At 67.8% G+C, this 15,062-nt stretch carries 16 protein-coding genes; 8 read left to right on the top strand and 8 right to left on the bottom strand.

The genetic code is table 11. The features are described from left to right. Positions 1 to 4 precede the first annotated feature (4 nt). On the bottom strand, positions 5 to 1,279 hold the full coding sequence (gene mnmE / locus JCR33_RS19085) for a tRNA uridine-5-carboxymethylaminomethyl(34) synthesis GTPase MnmE (RefSeq protein ID WP_332461229.1): 1,275 nt from the start codon (positions 1,277 to 1,279) through the stop codon (positions 5 to 7). Positions 1,280 to 1,332: 53 nt separating this feature from the next. Here mnmE and JCR33_RS19080 point away from each other — a divergent pair, with 53 nt between their 5' ends. Next, on the top strand, positions 1,333 to 3,294 hold the full coding sequence (locus tag JCR33_RS19080; RefSeq protein WP_232372685.1) for a thioredoxin domain-containing protein: 1,962 nt from the start codon (positions 1,333 to 1,335) through the stop codon (positions 3,292 to 3,294). Positions 3,295 to 3,314: 20 nt separating this feature from the next. Here JCR33_RS19080 and rho read toward each other — a convergent pair whose 3' ends face one another. From rho to hemE, 3 genes are all read right to left on the bottom strand, one after another. After that, on the bottom strand, positions 3,315 to 4,580 hold the full coding sequence (gene rho, locus JCR33_RS19075; RefSeq protein WP_198883713.1) for a transcription termination factor Rho: 1,266 nt from the start codon (positions 4,578 to 4,580) through the stop codon (positions 3,315 to 3,317). 278 nt (positions 4,581 to 4,858) lie between these two features. After that, positions 4,859 to 5,284 carry a protoporphyrinogen oxidase HemJ gene (gene hemJ, locus JCR33_RS19070; protein WP_198883712.1) on the bottom strand — a complete coding sequence of 142 codons (426 nt, stop codon included), beginning with the start codon at positions 5,282 to 5,284 and terminating at the stop codon, positions 4,859 to 4,861. Next, a complete protein-coding gene (hemE, locus tag JCR33_RS19065) occupies positions 5,281 to 6,336 on the bottom strand; it encodes a uroporphyrinogen decarboxylase (RefSeq protein ID WP_198883711.1) in 1,056 nt (351 codons plus the stop codon). Before hemE ends, hemJ begins: the two co-directional genes overlap by 4 nt. A 406-nt stretch (positions 6,337 to 6,742) precedes the next feature. Here hemE and JCR33_RS19060 point away from each other — a divergent pair, with 406 nt between their 5' ends. From JCR33_RS19060 to dnaQ, 4 genes are all read left to right on the top strand, one after another. Further along, on the top strand, positions 6,743 to 7,591 hold the full coding sequence (locus JCR33_RS19060) for a pyruvate, water dikinase regulatory protein (protein ID WP_198883710.1): 849 nt from the start codon (positions 6,743 to 6,745) through the stop codon (positions 7,589 to 7,591). Continuing rightward, positions 7,591 to 8,397, top strand: coding sequence for a shikimate dehydrogenase family protein (locus JCR33_RS19055; RefSeq protein WP_198883709.1), 807 nt, complete (start codon positions 7,591 to 7,593; stop codon positions 8,395 to 8,397). The genes JCR33_RS19060 and JCR33_RS19055 overlap by 1 nt, the downstream gene beginning before the upstream one ends. Then, entirely contained in the window at positions 8,394 to 8,981 is a 588-nt protein-coding gene (gene coaE / locus JCR33_RS19050; protein ID WP_198883708.1) for a dephospho-CoA kinase, read from the top strand. The genes JCR33_RS19055 and coaE overlap by 4 nt, the downstream gene beginning before the upstream one ends. Before the next feature lie 65 nt (positions 8,982 to 9,046). Continuing rightward, entirely contained in the window at positions 9,047 to 9,784 is a 738-nt protein-coding gene (gene dnaQ / locus JCR33_RS19045) for a DNA polymerase III subunit epsilon (RefSeq protein WP_198883707.1), read from the top strand. Between the two features lie 6 nt (positions 9,785 to 9,790). Here dnaQ and secB read toward each other — a convergent pair whose 3' ends face one another. Continuing rightward, the gene (secB, locus tag JCR33_RS19040) at positions 9,791 to 10,288 is read right to left on the bottom strand and encodes a protein-export chaperone SecB (RefSeq protein ID WP_198883706.1); all 498 of its coding nucleotides are present in this window, start codon (positions 10,286 to 10,288) and stop codon (positions 9,791 to 9,793) included. Positions 10,289 to 10,376: 88 nt separating this feature from the next. Next, positions 10,377 to 10,850 (bottom strand): FxsA family protein, encoded by a 474-nt coding sequence (locus JCR33_RS19035; RefSeq protein WP_198883705.1) that lies wholly within the window; start codon positions 10,848 to 10,850, stop codon positions 10,377 to 10,379. A 249-nt stretch (positions 10,851 to 11,099) separates the two neighbouring features. Between JCR33_RS19035 and JCR33_RS19030 the strand changes: the two genes are divergently transcribed. The 3 genes from JCR33_RS19030 (at position 11,100) to JCR33_RS19020 (ending at position 13,415) form a co-directional block, all read left to right on the top strand. Continuing rightward, positions 11,100 to 11,819 (top strand): Tim44/TimA family putative adaptor protein, encoded by a 720-nt coding sequence (locus JCR33_RS19030; RefSeq protein WP_198883704.1) that lies wholly within the window; start codon positions 11,100 to 11,102, stop codon positions 11,817 to 11,819. A gap of 136 nt (positions 11,820 to 11,955) precedes the next feature. Further along, positions 11,956 to 12,882, top strand: coding sequence for a murein transglycosylase A (mltA, locus tag JCR33_RS19025; RefSeq protein ID WP_198883703.1), 927 nt, complete (start codon positions 11,956 to 11,958; stop codon positions 12,880 to 12,882). Beyond that, positions 12,879 to 13,415, top strand: a complete 537-nt coding sequence (locus JCR33_RS19020; RefSeq protein WP_198883702.1) for a Smr/MutS family protein — start codon at positions 12,879 to 12,881, stop codon at positions 13,413 to 13,415. Before mltA ends, JCR33_RS19020 begins: the two co-directional genes overlap by 4 nt. 34 nt (positions 13,416 to 13,449) lie before the next feature. Here the strand turns inward: JCR33_RS19020 and JCR33_RS19015 are convergent, their stop codons facing one another. Both JCR33_RS19015 and trpS read right to left on the bottom strand, forming a co-directional pair. Beyond that, positions 13,450 to 13,989, bottom strand: a complete 540-nt coding sequence (locus tag JCR33_RS19015) for a hemerythrin domain-containing protein (RefSeq protein WP_198883701.1) — start codon at positions 13,987 to 13,989, stop codon at positions 13,450 to 13,452. Between the two features lie 35 nt (positions 13,990 to 14,024). Beyond that, positions 14,025 to 15,056 (bottom strand): tryptophan--tRNA ligase, encoded by a 1,032-nt coding sequence (trpS, locus tag JCR33_RS19010; RefSeq protein WP_332461227.1) that lies wholly within the window; start codon positions 15,054 to 15,056, stop codon positions 14,025 to 14,027. Positions 15,057 to 15,062 lie beyond the last annotated feature (6 nt).

Below are 15,062 nucleotides of genomic sequence, written 5' to 3'. Positions count from 1 at the left end.
ACACTCACTTGCCGATACAGAACCGCCCGAACACGTCGTCGAGCACGTCCTCGATGCCGATCTCTCCCGTCATACGAGCCATTGCCGCGCACGCCAAGCGCAACCCCTCCGCCTTGAGCTCCAGAGCGTCCGTCGCCAGCGCTTCGGCGATCCCATCGCGCACGTCTGTCAGAGCCGAGCGCTGACGGGTCCGCGTGATGAGCGCGTTCTCGGCCCGGGACAGACCGGCCCGGGCGTGCGCCGCGATGTGCTCCCTCAGATCGGCGATCGACACGGGATCGGCAAGGCTCGTCGCCAAGTCGGCCGTGGCGGCGACCGCCGCCATGTCCTTCTTGTGGAGGATCCGCAGATCGGCGTCGGGAAGGTCGAGCGGCCGAGTGTCCGGGCTCGTCACCTCGATCACGAGATCGGCGGCCCGACGCGCCGCTTCCGTTCGGGCGATCCCCGCCGCCTCCACGCCGACCACACCGTCGCGCACGCCAGCGGTGTCACTCAGGGTGACGCGATAGCCGTCGAGGTCGAGGGTTACGGAGACGACGTCGCGGGTGGTGCCGGCCTCGGGGCTCACGATGGCGGCATCCCGCTCGCACAATGCGTTGAGGAGGCTCGACTTCCCTGCATTGGGCGGTCCGACGAGCGCTACGTGGAAGCCGTCCGTCAGACGCTCCGCGTCTATGCTCCCGGCGAGGACCACCTCGATCTCCGACCGCAGCGGCTCCAGCACGGCGTCGATCTCGGGTTGGGCGCTTCCGACATCGCCGTCGTCGGCGAAATCGAGATGGGCTTCGCAGAGGGCGAGCGCGCCGATCAGCCGTTCGCGCCAGTCGGCAAGGCGGCGGCTGAGCGCGCCGTCGGCGAGGCGGACGGCGCGCCGGCGCTCCGCCTCGGTGCGGGCCTCGATGAGATCCGCCAGCGCTTCGGCATCGGCGAGGCCCATCTTGCCGTTGAGGACGGCGCGCAAGGTGAACTCGCCCGCCTCCGCGGCGCGTACTCCCGATAAGGTCACGGCGTCGGCGAGTACCCGCTCAACCACGGCGACGCCGCCGTGAAGATGGAGCTCGAGCACGTCCTCCCCGGTGGCGCTCCCCGGCGCAGCGAAGTATAGACAGAGGGCACGATCGATGAGCGACCCGTCGACCGGCGAGGTCAGGCCGCGCAGCACCGCCTGACGCGGTAGCAGCGTCTTCACGCCGAACGCCGTCGCAACGGCACACGCCTCGGGCCCGCTCACGCGTATCACGGCGACTGCCGAGGGTGGTGGCCCCGACGACAACGCCACTATCGTTCCCGACCCGATCACGAAAGGTCTCCCCCATGGCCCTGGCGAAGCCCATGAACCGACTGGCCCACGAGGCGAGCCCCTACCTCATCCAGCATGCCCACAACCCCGTGAACTGGTGGCCATGGTGTCCGGAGGCGCTCGAGGAGGCCCGACGCACCGACACACCCATCCTACTGTCCATCGGATATGCCGCGTGCCACTGGTGCCACGTGATGGCGCACGAGAGCTTCGAGGACGCCGCGACAGCCGCGGTCATGAACGAGCGCTTCATCAACATCAAGGTGGATCGTGAGGAACGGCCGGACATCGACCAGATCTATATGGCGGCGCTGCATGCGACGGGCGAGCAAGGTGGCTGGCCCCTCACGATGTTCCTGACGTCCACGGCCGAGCCGTTCTTCGGCGGGACTTATTTTCCCAAGGAGGCGCGTTTCGGCCGACCCCGCTTCGTCGACGTCCTGACGGCGGTGTCGGACTCCTATAAGAGCCGCGCCGACATCGTGACCGGCAACGTCGAGGCGCTGCGCCAGCGCCTCGACACGCGACAGGATCCCGGCGAGCTTCCCGCCGATGCGCCGTTGCGCGCCGCCACGCAGCTCGCCGGCGTGATGGACCCCGTGGCGGGCGGCACGCGAGGCGCGCCGAAGTTTCCGAACGCCGGTCTCTTCGAACTGTTGTGGCGCGCCTACGCCCGCTCCGGCGAGACGTCCTATCGCGACCTCGTCCTCACCTCGCTCAACCGCATCGCGATGGGCGGCATCTACGATCACATCGGCGGTGGCTTCGCCCGCTACTCCGTCGACGAGCGCTGGCTCGTGCCGCACTTCGAGAAGATGCTTTACGACAACGCCCAGCTCCTCTCGCTGATGGCGGACGCCTGGTGCGTGACCGGCGATCCCCTCTATCGCGCCCGCTCGCAGGAGACCGTCGCGTGGCTGGAGCGCGAGATGGCGGTAGACGGCCTTTTCGCCGCCAGCCTCGACGCCGATTCGGAGGGGGAGGAAGGCCGCTTCTACGTCTGGAGCCGGGCTGAGGTCGACGGGATTCTCGGACCCGACGCCGCTCGCTTCGCCGAGGCCTACGACATCACCGAGGCCGGCAACTGGGAAGGCAGCAACGTGCCGAACCGACTCGCCGCCGCGGGCCTCGGCGACGAAGCCACCGAGGCCTTCCTCGCCGACTGCCGATCGCGGCTTCTCGCCGCCCGCGAGGCGCGTCCTCGGCCGGGCCGCGACGACAAGGCCCTCGCCGACTGGAACGGCCTGCTCGTCGCCGCCCTCGCTCGCGCCGGAGCAGCCTTCGACCGGACCGACTGGCTGGACCTCGCCGAGACCACTTACCACGTCGCCAAGCAGCGCTTCGGTGTCGGCGATCGCCTCATCCACGCGATGCGTGGCGACACGCGGGTGGATCAGGGGTTTGCGCTCGACTATGCGGCCATGATCCATGCGGCACTCGGCCTCGTCGCCGCCGGCCGTCTGCCGGATGGTCTCGCCGACGCCTACCGCTGGGTGGAAACGCTGGAGGCCCATCACACCGCCGGCCACGGCGGCTACTACTGGAACGCCGACGACGCCGAGAGCCTCATCATGCGTCCCGACAGCCCGCAAGACGAGGCGGTGCCGAACGCCAACGGGCTGATGGTGAAGAATCTCGCGACGCTGTGGGTGATGACCGGCGACGATCGCTACGAGGCGATCGCCCGACGCATCCTCAGAGCCCATGCCCGCGCCGCCGCGCAGAACGTGTTCTCCTGCACCAGCCTCTTCTGCGGCCAGGATCAGCTCGACCGGCTCGCCTCCGTCACCGCGCACGACGCCCCGACGCTCGTCATGGCGGCGCGGCGGTCGGGTCATCCCGCGGTCGTGGCACTCGACGCTCCCCCGACGAACCATCCCGCGCTGCAGATGGCTCCGCCGGAGGGAACCGCCATCGTCTGCCGCGCCGGTGTCTGCTCGCTGCCGCTCGCCGACACCAAGGCACTGACCGATGCACTCTGGCAGGCCGGCTGAGCCGGCCAACCAACCCTTCGTCAGGTGTTCATGGAGTCGAAGAACTCGGAATTGTTCTTCGTCTGCCGCAGCTTGTCGAGTAGGAACTCGATCGCGTCGACCGACCCCATCGGGTTGAGGATGCGGCGCAGCACGAAGACCTTCTTGAGGTCCTCCTTGCGCACCAGGAGCTCTTCCTTGCGGGTGCCGGAGCGCTGGATGTCGATGGCCGGCCACACGCGGCGATCGGAGATCTTGCGGTCGAGGATGATCTCGGAGTTGCCGGTGCCCTTGAACTCCTCGAAAATCACCTCGTCCATGCGGCTGCCGGTGTCGATGAGGGCGGTCGCGATGATCGTCAGCGAGCCGCCTTCCTCGATGTTGCGGGCCGCGCCGAAGAAGCGCTTCGGACGCTGCAAGGCGTTGGCGTCGACACCGCCGGTCAGCACCTTGCCCGAGGAGGGCACCACGGTGTTGTAGGCGCGGCCGAGGCGGGTGATGGAATCGAGCAGGATCACCACGTCCCGCCCGTGCTCTACGAGGCGCTTGGCCTTCTCGATCACCATTTCGGCGACCTGGACGTGGCGCACCGCCGGCTCGTCGAACGTCGAGGACACCACCTCGCCGCGCACCGAGCGCTGCATGTCGGTGACCTCTTCGGGCCGCTCGTCGATCAGGAGGACGATGAGATAGCAGTCCGGATGGTTGGCGGTGACGGACTTTGCGATGTTCTGGAGAAGCACCGTCTTACCGGTGCGGGGCGGTGCGACGATCAGCGCGCGCTGGCCCTTGCCGAGCGGGGCCACGAGGTCGATGACGCGGCCGGAATAATCCTTCGTCGGCGGGCCTTCCACCTCCATGTGGAGGCGCGACTCGGGATAGAGCGGCGTCAGATTGTCGAAGTGGATCTTGTGCCGGGCCGCCTCCGGCTCCTCGAAGTTGATGGTGTTAACCTTAAGGAGAGCGAAATATCGCTCGCCCTCCTTCGGGCTGCGGATCTGACCCTCGACAGTGTCGCCGGTCCGCAGCGAGAAGCGTCGGATCTGTGATGGCGAGACGTAGATGTCGTCGGGTCCGGGGAGGTAGTTGGCGTCGGGAGAGCGCAGGAAACCGAAACCGTCCTGCAAGACCTCAACGACGCCTTCGCCAATAATATCAACGTCTTTGCTGGCAAGCTGCTTGAGGATTCCAAACATCAACTCCTGCTTCCGCAGGGTCGAAGCATTCTCAACTTCATGCTCTTCGGCAAAGGCGATGAGATCACCGGGGCTCTTGGCCTTGAGCTCGTGAAGTTTCAATTCGCGCATGGGGCTGTCCTGGTCGCCGGCAAGAAAGCCGGGAAAGCGGATCGTTGCGACTGCCGCAAGAATGTACAGGTGGAAGGGGGGAGCTCCGGCACCGCCATCGTTCACGGCCTGGGAAGCCGCGATCTCCACGATGCGAAGGATGGAACAGGCGTGAACGTATCGACGGCGAGGCGCTTATGCAAGCCCTACGTGCATCCTAAAGCGCGGAAATCCTTCCTCTAGGCCAAAAAAATCGAGCTTGAGGCAGGATAATGCCGCATCGCATGGTCGTCGTCACCTTAGAACGGCTTCAAAATGACGAGGATCACGATGGCGATCATCAGCACCGTCGGCACTTCGTTCATCATCCGGTAGAAGCGTGCGGAGTGGGTGTTCTGATCGGCTGCGAAGGCGTCGACCCACCGGGCCATGCGGGTGTGGACGAAGGTGAGCACCAGCACCGCCGCGAGCTTGGCGTGCAACCATCCGCTCGACCACAAGTGCGCGTAGGTGGCGAGCGACAGGCCGAGCACCCAGGCCGCCATCATCGCCGGGTTGGCGATCGCCTTCAGAAGGCGCCGCTCCATCACCTTGAACGTCTCCGATTGGACCGAACCGGGCTCCGCAGCAACGTGATACACCATCAGGCGCGGAAGGTAGAGGAGCGCCGCCATCCAGGCGATGATCGCGATGACGTGGAGGGCCTTGAGCCAAAGATAGATCATCGACGGGCGGTCCGCTCCTTCACCCGCTCGATCACGCGGGTCACATGCTCCGGCGGCGTCTCCAGCGAGATACCGTGGCCGAGATTGAACACGAACGGCCCGTCCTTCAACGCCGCGCAGATGTGATCCACGCTGTTGTCCAGAGCCTCGCCACCAACTGTGAGAACGGCGGGATCGAGGTTGCCTTGGACGCAAATACCGCGGTCCTGGAACTCTCGGGCGGCCGCCATGGGCACGGTCCAGTCGAGCGACACCGCGTCGACGCCCGTGCGCTCCGCGAAGGCCGTGTAGCCGTAGCCCGCTCCCCGCGGAAAGCCGATGATCGGAACCCCCGGCGCCGCCTCCCGCACGCCGGCGACGATGCGGGCGATGGGCTCGACCGACCAGCGCAGGAATCCCCGCTCGTCGAGCGCGCTCGCCCAGCTGTCGAAGATCTGCACCGCATCCGCCCCCGCCTCGATCTGGCGCACGAGATGGCGGATCGCGGCCTCGACGAGCGTATCGATCATCGCTGCGAACGGCGCGGGATTGCGGGCGGCGTAGGTCCGGGCGGGCCACTGCTCCTGCCCGCCGCGCCCGGCGATCATGTACGTGGCGAGCGTCCACGGCGCTCCGCAGAAGCCGAGCAACGCCTTCTCCGCCGGCAGCGCCGCTCTCAGCCGCCTGATCGTCTCGTAGACCGGCTCGAGGTGGCTTTCGAACCCTTCGAAGCTCAGCGAACCCGGATCGGCAAGAGGCGTCAGGCGCGGTCCCTCGCCCTGCACGAACCACACCTCCTGCCCCAGCGCGTGGGGAAGCACCAGGATGTCGGAGAAGACGATCGACGCGTCGAACGCGTAGCGCCGCATGGGCTGTAGGGTCGCCTCGACCGCCATCTCGGGGGTGTAGCAAAATTCCAGGAAACCAGAGGCCTGCTTTCGGAGTTCTCTGTACTCGGGGAGGTATCGGCCGGCCTGGCGCATGAACCAGACGGGAGCCGGCCGCACGGTCTCGCCCTTCAATGCGGCGATGAGAGGTGGCTGGCGCTGGGAGGCGGAAGCGGCGTCGTCCATCACTTTAACAGATTCTATAATTTATTGATGTTGATGATGTTGGCGCGCGCATCACGGGGATGAAGCGAGAGCACACAGGGTGGGTGTTGACGTTCGCGTCATCCACGCGCGAAGCACCTTCACTGTTCACATGTTCGCTCGGCTCACCGCAAGAGGGTCAAATGTCGAGGCGCTGCGGCCAAATTGCGGAAGCCCGGCGCTCGCCCTCATTGGGGGCATCCTGTGGACGGAACCGCAAGAGGCGCCCCGCATGACGAATGGACTGTCATCGAGGTGTCGCTTGTCCACCGCGCCCGAACGGTGGATGGTGGCGTGGATCAGCGGGCGGGTGATCCACAGGCTTGCGCCGTGACCGCTCACCCGGCAGGAGTTGTTCCAAAATAATCCCCATGGTGAGGCGCAACTCTTGAGCCGGAAACGCACCTTCGTTCACGTCCATCTCGTGTCCGACTCCACCGGCGAGACGCTGATGACAGCCTCTCGCGCCGCCGTCGCCCGCTACGACGAGGTCGAGGCGATCGAGCACGTCTACCCGCTGGTGCGGTCCGACCGGCAGCTCGACCGCGTCCTCGCCGAGATCGAGGATGCGCCGGGCATCGTCATGTTCACCCTCGTCGACGGGGAGATCCTGGCCCGCCTCCAGAGCACCTGCGGGCGGCTGGGGCTGCCCTGCATCGACGTGCTCGACCCGCTGGTCGCCGTCTTCCAGTCCTACCTCAACGTCCAGAAGGCGAGCCGCGTCGGCGCCCAGCACGAGCTCGACGCCGGCTACTTCCGCCGCATCGCCGCGCTCGACTTCGCCATGCGCCACGACGACGGAGCCCTGCCCGACGACATCGACGAGGCCGACGTCGTGCTGATCGGGGTCTCGCGCACCTCCAAGACGCCGACGTCCATCTATCTCGCGAACCGCGGGGTGCGGGCGACCAATCTGCCCATCGTCCCCGGCTTCTCCCCGCCTCCTTCGATGTTCCAGGCGAAGCGGGCGCTGATCGTCGGGCTCACCGCCTCGCCCGAGCGCATCGTCGCGCTGCGCGAGAACCGTCTCATCGCCATGAACGCCGATCGGCGGGCCTCCTCCTACGTCAACCGCCAGGAGGTGGCGAAGGAGGTGACCTTCGCCCGCAAGCTCTGCGCCGAGAACGGCTGGCCGCTGATCGACGTCACGCGCCGCTCCATCGAGGAGACGGCGGCGGCGATCGTCGCCCTTCTCGCCGACCGCCGCTACGGAACGGGCGTCACGGAGGCCTTCTGATGCAGCGCGTGGGCGTCGTGGGCTGGCCGGTGGAGCATTCCCGCTCGCCGGTGATCTTCGGCCATTGGTTCGCCGTCCACGGCATCGACGCGCGCTACGAGCGGATCGCCGTCGCGCCCGACGAGGCGGCCGCGTTCTTCGCAGATCTCGCATCCTCGCCCTACACGGGCGTCAACGTCACGATGCCCTATAAGGCGTTGGCGGCGGAGAGCGTTTCGGCCGACCCTGTGGCTACCCGGCTCGGTGTCGCCAACACCATCTGGCGCGACGGCGATGGCCTTTCCGGCTCCTCCAGCGACGGCTCGGGCTTCATTGCGAGCCTCGACGATCAGGCACCCGACTGGCGCGGCGCCGTCGGGCCGGCAGTCATCGTCGGAGCGGGCGGCGCGTCCGTCGCCGTCGCCGATGCGCTGGTCGCGGAAGGATGCCGCGTGCTGGTGGCGAACCGCACCGCCGACAAGGCGGAGGCGGTGGCGGCCCGCGCCGGAGCCGAGGCGATCGCGCTGGACGCGCTTCCGGATGCCCTTTCCGAAGCCTCGCTCCTCGTCAACGCCACCTCGCTCGGAATGGACGGGACCACCCTTTCGGTCGATCCCCGCCCGCTTCCGGCCGGGACCACGGTGGCCGACCTCATCTATAATCCGCTGGAGACGCCGCTCCTCGCCGCGGCCCGCGCGCGGGGCCTTGTGCCGGTGGACGGGCTCGGCATGCTCCTCTTTCAGGCGACCACGGGCTTCGAACGGTGGTTCGGAGTGAAGCCGAAGGTCGACAGGGATCTGCGGCGTCTGGTGAGCGCGACGCTGTGATCGTTCTCGGCCTCACCGGTTCCATCGGGATGGGCAAGTCCACCACCGCCCGCCTCTTCGCCGAGGCGGGCGACGCGGTTTACGACGCCGACCTCGCCGTGCACCGCCTCTATCGCGGCAAGGCGGTGGCTCCGGTCGAGGCCGAGTTTCCGGGCGTCGCGGTCGACGGCGAGATCGATCGCGCCAAGCTCGGGGCGCTGGTGATCAACAATGCGGAGGCGATGGCGCGGCTCGAAGCGATCGTCCATCCCCTCGTGCGGGCGGAGGAGGCGGCCTTCCTCGCCGCCGCCCGGGGTGAAGGGCGGCCTATCGCCGTGCTCGACATTCCGCTCCTTTTCGAGACGAAGCAGGCGCGGCGGGTTCGTGCCGTAGCCGTGGTGAGTGCGCCGGCGGAGGTGCAGCGCGCGCGGGTGCTCGCCCGGCCCGGGATGACGGAAGAGCGCTTCGAGGCGATCCGCGGTCGCCAGATGGCCGACGCCGAGAAGCGCCGCAACGCCCACTTCGTGATCGACACGGGCGAGAGCGTGGCGCTGACGCGCTCCCGCGTCGTCGGCGTGCGCCGCGCGCTGCTGAGCTTGGGATAGCATCCGGCGAGCGATGCATTGGCGCCGCCGATGTGTCACCATGAGAGAAGATCGGAGGCGGACCGTTGCGCGAAATCGTACTCGACACCGAAACCACGGGGCTCGATCCGCTGACGGGCGACCGTGTCGTGGAGATCGGCGCGGTCGAGGTGCTCAACGCGATCCCGACGGGCAACGTCTTTCACGCCTACATCAATCCCGAGCGGGATATGCCCGAGGGCGCCTTCCGGGTGCACGGCCTGTCGAGCGAGTTCCTGTCCGACAAGCCGGTGTTCGCGGCGATCGTCGACGATTTCCTCGCCTTCCTCGGCAGCGACAAGCTGGTCGCCCACAATGCGAGCTTCGACGTCGCCTTCATCAACAACGAGCTGCAGATGTGCGGCAAGCCGCCGGTGCCGCCGCATCAGGTGGTCGACACGCTGTCGATCGCTCGGCGCAAGCACGGTGGTCCCAATTCGCTGGATGCGTTGTGCGCCCGCTATGGTGTCGACGCATCCCGCCGCACCAAGCACGGCGCGCTGCTCGACGCCGAGCTGTTGGCCGAGGTCTATCTGGAGCTGTCGGGCGGCCGGCAGGCGGCGTTCGTGCTTGCCGACGAGACCGGCGGCTACGCTCCGGCCGCCGCCGGGGCGCCGCGCCATCCGCCGCGGCCACGGCCGCTGCTGCCCCGTGTCACCGCAGAGGAGCGGGCGGCCCACGCCGCCTTCATGGCGACCTTCTCCGAGCCCTTGTGGGAGCGAGTGACGCTGCCCGCGTCGCTCGCGTCCGCGGATGACGGCGGCCCGGCGATGGCCGCCGAATAGTCCGGCTCAGTTGATCGGATTGGCGTTCGTCTGGCTGGCCTGCGCCTTTTCCAGATTGCGCCGGTAGAGCGTCACGAAGTCGATCGGGTCGATCATCAGCGGCGGGAAGCCGCCGTTGCGCACCGCGTCGGCCACGATCTGGCGGGCGAACGGGAAGAGCAGGCGCGGTCCTTCGATGAGAAGGAACGGCTGGACGTGCTCCGGCTTCATGCCGGCGACGCGCAGGATGCCCGAATAGTGGAGCTCGACTTGGAAGGCGATCTCGTTGTCGTCGGCCGCCTTGGCCTCCAGCGTGAGCGTCACTTCAAAATCCTGCTCGGACAGCGGCCGGGCGTTGACGTTCACGCTGATGTTGATCGGCGGCGTCCCTTCCTTGCGCTGCAGGGAGAGCGGGGCGCGGGGATTTTCGAAGGAGAAGTCCTTCACGTACTGCGCCAGGACGCGCACGGTGGGCTGGGCGGGCTGGCCGCTCGGCTGGGTGTCCGTCGTCGTCGAGTCGCTCATGGTGTTTCCGTCCGTTGCGGCAATGTGGGGTGGCTTTGCCGCGGTCGCTAGCATGGGCACCCGGCCCAAACAAGCAAACCCGCCGAAGCTAGCCGCCCGGGCCTTCGCGCCAGGGGGACGGATCGTTGGAGGGACGGTAGTCCCCCTCGTCGAGGTCGATCACACGCGGGCCCGTGGGAGCGCCCCCCGTCGGCCCGTAGCCGCCCGGATAGGGGCCGTTCGGGTCGATCCGCTCGACCTTCACCGAGGAGGTGATGCCGCGCCACAGCCAGGCGCGCACCGCCGGAATGAAGAGGAGAAAGCCGAGCGTGTCCGTAATGAAGCCGGGCGTGAGGAGCAGACATCCTGCGATCGCCACCGTGATGGCGTGACCGATCGCCGCTGCGGGCATGCGCTTGTTGCGCAGGTCGTCCTGCAATCGGGCAAAGGCGGAGGTTCCCTGCTGCTTCAGAAGGTAGGCGCCGATGATCGCGGTAATGATGACGAGGGCGATGGTCGGAAGCACTCCGATCGCCGCGCCAACCATCAGAAAGACGGCGATTTCCGCGATCGGAACAGCCACCAAAAAAGCAAAGAGTATGAGCCGCAGCACAAAGTCACCTCGTTCTGGTCGACGATTGATATGGGACGGATGAAGTCGATTTCAGCCGCCGACCATGGACCCATGTGCATCGATTGGTTAGGCTCGCCGGGTTTCGTGGGACGGCCGAGGGCTGTTTGCCTGCGCAATTCGTCTTATCTAAAGGGGGTACGCGGCATCGAACCGGTGCACCCAACACAGTCGCTCCGACGAGCGGACAGGTAACCGTGGATGAGTGAGATCTTCGACATCTACAATCTGATGATCCTGGCGCTGGCTGTGGCGATCTTTCTGAGGTTGCGCAGCGTGCTGGGCCGTCGGACGGGGAACGAGCGGCCGCCCTACGACCCCTATGCGGCGAAGAGCGGCCAGGAGGCCGCCCGCGAGACGGGGGGCGACAACGTCGTGTCGTTGCCGCGCCAGCCGTCGGCGGAGCGGGCCGGGGGCGGGGCTCCCGCCGATGCGGAGGAGCGTCTCTCCCCCGTCGCGAAGAAGGGCACGCCGCTCTACGACGCGCTGCACGGCATCATGTCGGTCGATCCGTCGTTCGATCCGAAGAACTTCATGAGCGGCGCGTCGATGGCCTACGAGATGATCGTGACGGCCTTCGCCAACGGCGATCGCGACACGCTGCGTCCGCTCCTGTCGTCCGAGGTGATGGAAGGCTTCGACGCGGCGATCTCTAGCCGGGAGGCCGCCGGGCAGACGATGTCGACCACGCTGATCGGCATCGAGAAGCTGGCTTTGACGGATGCGTCGCTGAAGGGCGACGTGGCGCGGGTCACGGCGCGGATCGACAGCCAGATGATCACCGCGACCTACGACAAGGGCGGCGCCCTCGTCGACGGCGACCCCAACAAGGTGGTCGACGTGGTGGACGTGTGGACGTTCGAGCGGCGTGTGACCGCGAAGGATCCGAACTGGGTGCTGGTGGCGACCGAATCGGCCTGACGCCACCGCATGGAGGGCCTCGGTGCCACAACAGGGTGCTCGACGGCGGAGGCGTGCGTTCGCAAGCCTGCCCGGCTGGGGCGAGGCTGAGGCCGAAGCGCTTCTGATCGGACTGGCGCGTCATGTGGATCCGGCCGTGCGCGTGCGCCCGCATCAGGCGTTCTGGCTCGCGACGGCCGAAGCGATACTCGCCCGTCGAACGGGCTCCGCGCAGGCTTTCGTGGAGGCCCATTTCGAGCCCTTCGCCATTGTGGCGGAGGGTTTTTTGACGGGCTACTACGAGCCGCTCGTCGCCGCCTCGCGGGTGCGCGAAGGCCCCTTCACCACCCCGATCTACCGCCGCCCGCCGGATCTCGTGAGAGTATCACCGGCCTCTCCGGATCTGCCCGGCGACGGCACTTTCGCCCAGCGCTTGGCCGACGGGACGCTCGCGCCCTACCCCGACCGCGTCGCGATCATGAACGGTGCCCTCGAGGGCATGGGGCTGGAGCTCGCCTACGTCGCCGATCCCGTGGATGCCTTCTTCGCCCAGGTGCAGGGCTCGGCCCGCTTGCGTTTTCCCGACGGGGCGGAGATGCGCATCGGCTATCACGGCAAGACCGGCCACCCCTACACCGCCATCGGGCGGGTGATGATCGACCGCGGCATGCTGCCCGAGGGCGGGGCCACGATGCAGACGATCCGCGCCGCCCTCGCGGCCAATCCCGACCGCGTGGCGGAGATCCTGTCGGCGAACCGCTCCTTTGTGTTCTTCCGCGAGCGGGTGTCGATGGGCGAGGAGCTCGGCCCGATCGCGGCGGGGGGCGTCGCGCTCGTTCCCTTCCGCAGCCTCGCGGTCGACCGCTCCGAGATCGCGCTCGGCACCCCCGTCTACGTGGAAACCACGCTACCGGGCCATGGGCCGTTCGACGGGGTGACCATCGCGGAGGACACCGGTTCGGCGATCGTCGGCCCGGCGCGCGGCGATCTCTTCATGGGCACGGGTCCGGTGGCGGGGGCCATCGCCGGTGAGATGAAGGCGCCGGCCCGCCTCACGGTGATCCTGCCGCGAGGCATTGCGTGAAGAAGCGCACCTTGTCGGCGCGCGAGCGGGCGTTGTGGGATCTCGTGGCACGCACGGTGAAGCCGCTGAAGCCCGAGAAGGCGGCGAAGGAGGTGGTGCCGCCCGCGGTCCCCACCGCCGACGCCGCGCCGGAGAATCCGGCGCCCGCGCCGACGCCGCCCGCGCCTCCCGCCGCAAAGCCGATCAAGCGGCTTCCTCCTCCGACCGGCGACATCGACCGCAAGACGCGCCGCAAGCTCGCCCGTGGCAGCGTGCGGATCGACGGCCGCATCGACCTCCACGGCATGACGCAGGAGGAGGCGCACCGAGCGCTCGCCGGCTTCATAGAGCGCTCGGCGGCGCGGCGGCACAAAGTGGTTCTGGTGATCACCGGCAAGGGATCGGGCGGCGAGGGACGCGGCATCCTGCGCAAGAGCGTGCCCCACTGGCTCACCGGCCGCGAGCTGACGCCGCATGTCGTGAGCTTCGGCCCCGCCCATCCGAACCATGGCGGCGACGGCGCGCTCTACGTCCGCCTCAGAAGCCGCGGCTGACCGGTCGCGGGAGCCCGCGAGCCGCGCAGAGCGATTAGACGCCGAGGACCCCCTCGGTTCGGTCGAGGATCAGCGGGATGATGATCTCTTCCTCGTCGTCGAGGTGCCGGATGAGACCGCCGAGCGTCTTGTGAAGGCGCGCGGCAAGGGTCTCGGCGGCACGGGCGATCTCGCCGGTTCCCTTGAGGGCGGCGGCGAGGGCGTTGGCGTCGGCCGCAAGCTCATGGATCAGGCCGTCGATGACGTGGTGATCGGCATCGAGAATGTCGAAGCCGCGCCCGAGGCGGTGGTCGGCGGCGCGGAAGAGCGGGAAGTAATGCTCGTCCTCCACCCCATGGTGGGTGTGCAGCTCGTTGAGGAAGAAATTGATGCGCGGGGCGAACCAGCCCATGAACGCGTGCGCTTCGATCTGACCGTCGCGCAGCTGGTCGGCGGCACCGGTGATGGCGCCGCCGAGATCGCGAAACATCTGGTGCCGCTCCAGCCAGAAACGGGCCATCGGTCCGAGGTGCCGGTGACCCTCCCACACGCCGCGCGGGTAGGCGGCACGCAGGAGGGCGACCTCATCGGGCAAGCCAGGCCGATCGAAGAGCGGCAGGTCGCTCGCCACTAGCCGACGAAGCCGACCACGCGGCGCATCGCCTGCATCACCGGCGCGGTGATCTCGGCGGCACGCTCCGCACCGCTCGTCAGCACCTGGTCGAGGTGACCACGATCGTCGAGCAGGCGCCGCATCTCGTCGTTGATCGGCGCGAGAACGCTCACGGCGACGTCGGCGAGCGCCGGCTTGAACGCGGAGAACATCGCGCCGCCGTGCTCGGCCAGCACCTCTTCCTTGGTCTGGCCGGCCAGCGCGGCGTAGATGCCGACGAGGTTGTCCGCTTCCGGTCGTCCTTCGAGACCCTTCGGCTCCGAGGGCAGCGCCTCGGGGTCGGTCTTCGCTTTGCGCACCTTCTGGGCGATGCTGTCCGCATCGTCGGTCAGGTTGATGCGCGAGGCGTCGGAGGGGTCCGACTTCGACATCTTCTTCGCCCCGTCGCGCAGGCTCATGACGCGCGTCGCCGGGCCCTGGATGATGGGCTCGGTCATCGGGAAGAGGCCTTCCTCGTAGCCGAGCTCGGCGAGCCGGTCGCCGTAGTCGTGGTTGAACTTCTGCGCGATGTCCCGGGTCAGCTCCAGGTGCTGCTTCTGATCCTCGCCCACCGGCACATGCGTCGCCTGGTAGGCGAGAATGTCGGCGGCCATGAGGGTCGGATAGACGAAGAGTCCCGCCGAGGCGTTCTCGCGGTCCTTGCCGGCCTTCTCCTTGAACTGCGTCATGCGGTTCAGCCAACCCATGCGGGCGACGCAATTGAACACCCAGGCGAGCTCGGCGTGGGCCGAGACGCGGCTCTGGTTGAAGACGATGTGCTTCACCGGGTCGATGCCGGCGGCGAGATAGGCGGCGGTCACGTGATACGTGGCCTCGATGAGCTCCTTCGGGTCTTGCCAGACCGTGATCGCGTGGAGGTCCACCACGCAGTAGATGCACGGGAACTCGTCCTGCATGGCAACGAACCGGCGGATGGCGCCGAGATAGTTGCCGAGGTGCAGGCTTCCGGTCGGCTGGACGCCGGAGAAGACGCGGGGGGTGAAGGTCACTAGAGT

Source organism: Acuticoccus mangrovi, from assembly GCF_016411865.1.
Classification (GTDB): Bacteria; Pseudomonadota; Alphaproteobacteria; order Rhizobiales; family Amorphaceae; genus Acuticoccus; species Acuticoccus mangrovi.
The sequence above is the reverse complement of the archived record's forward strand: the minus strand, read 5'-3'. Positions and strand labels throughout refer to the sequence as shown.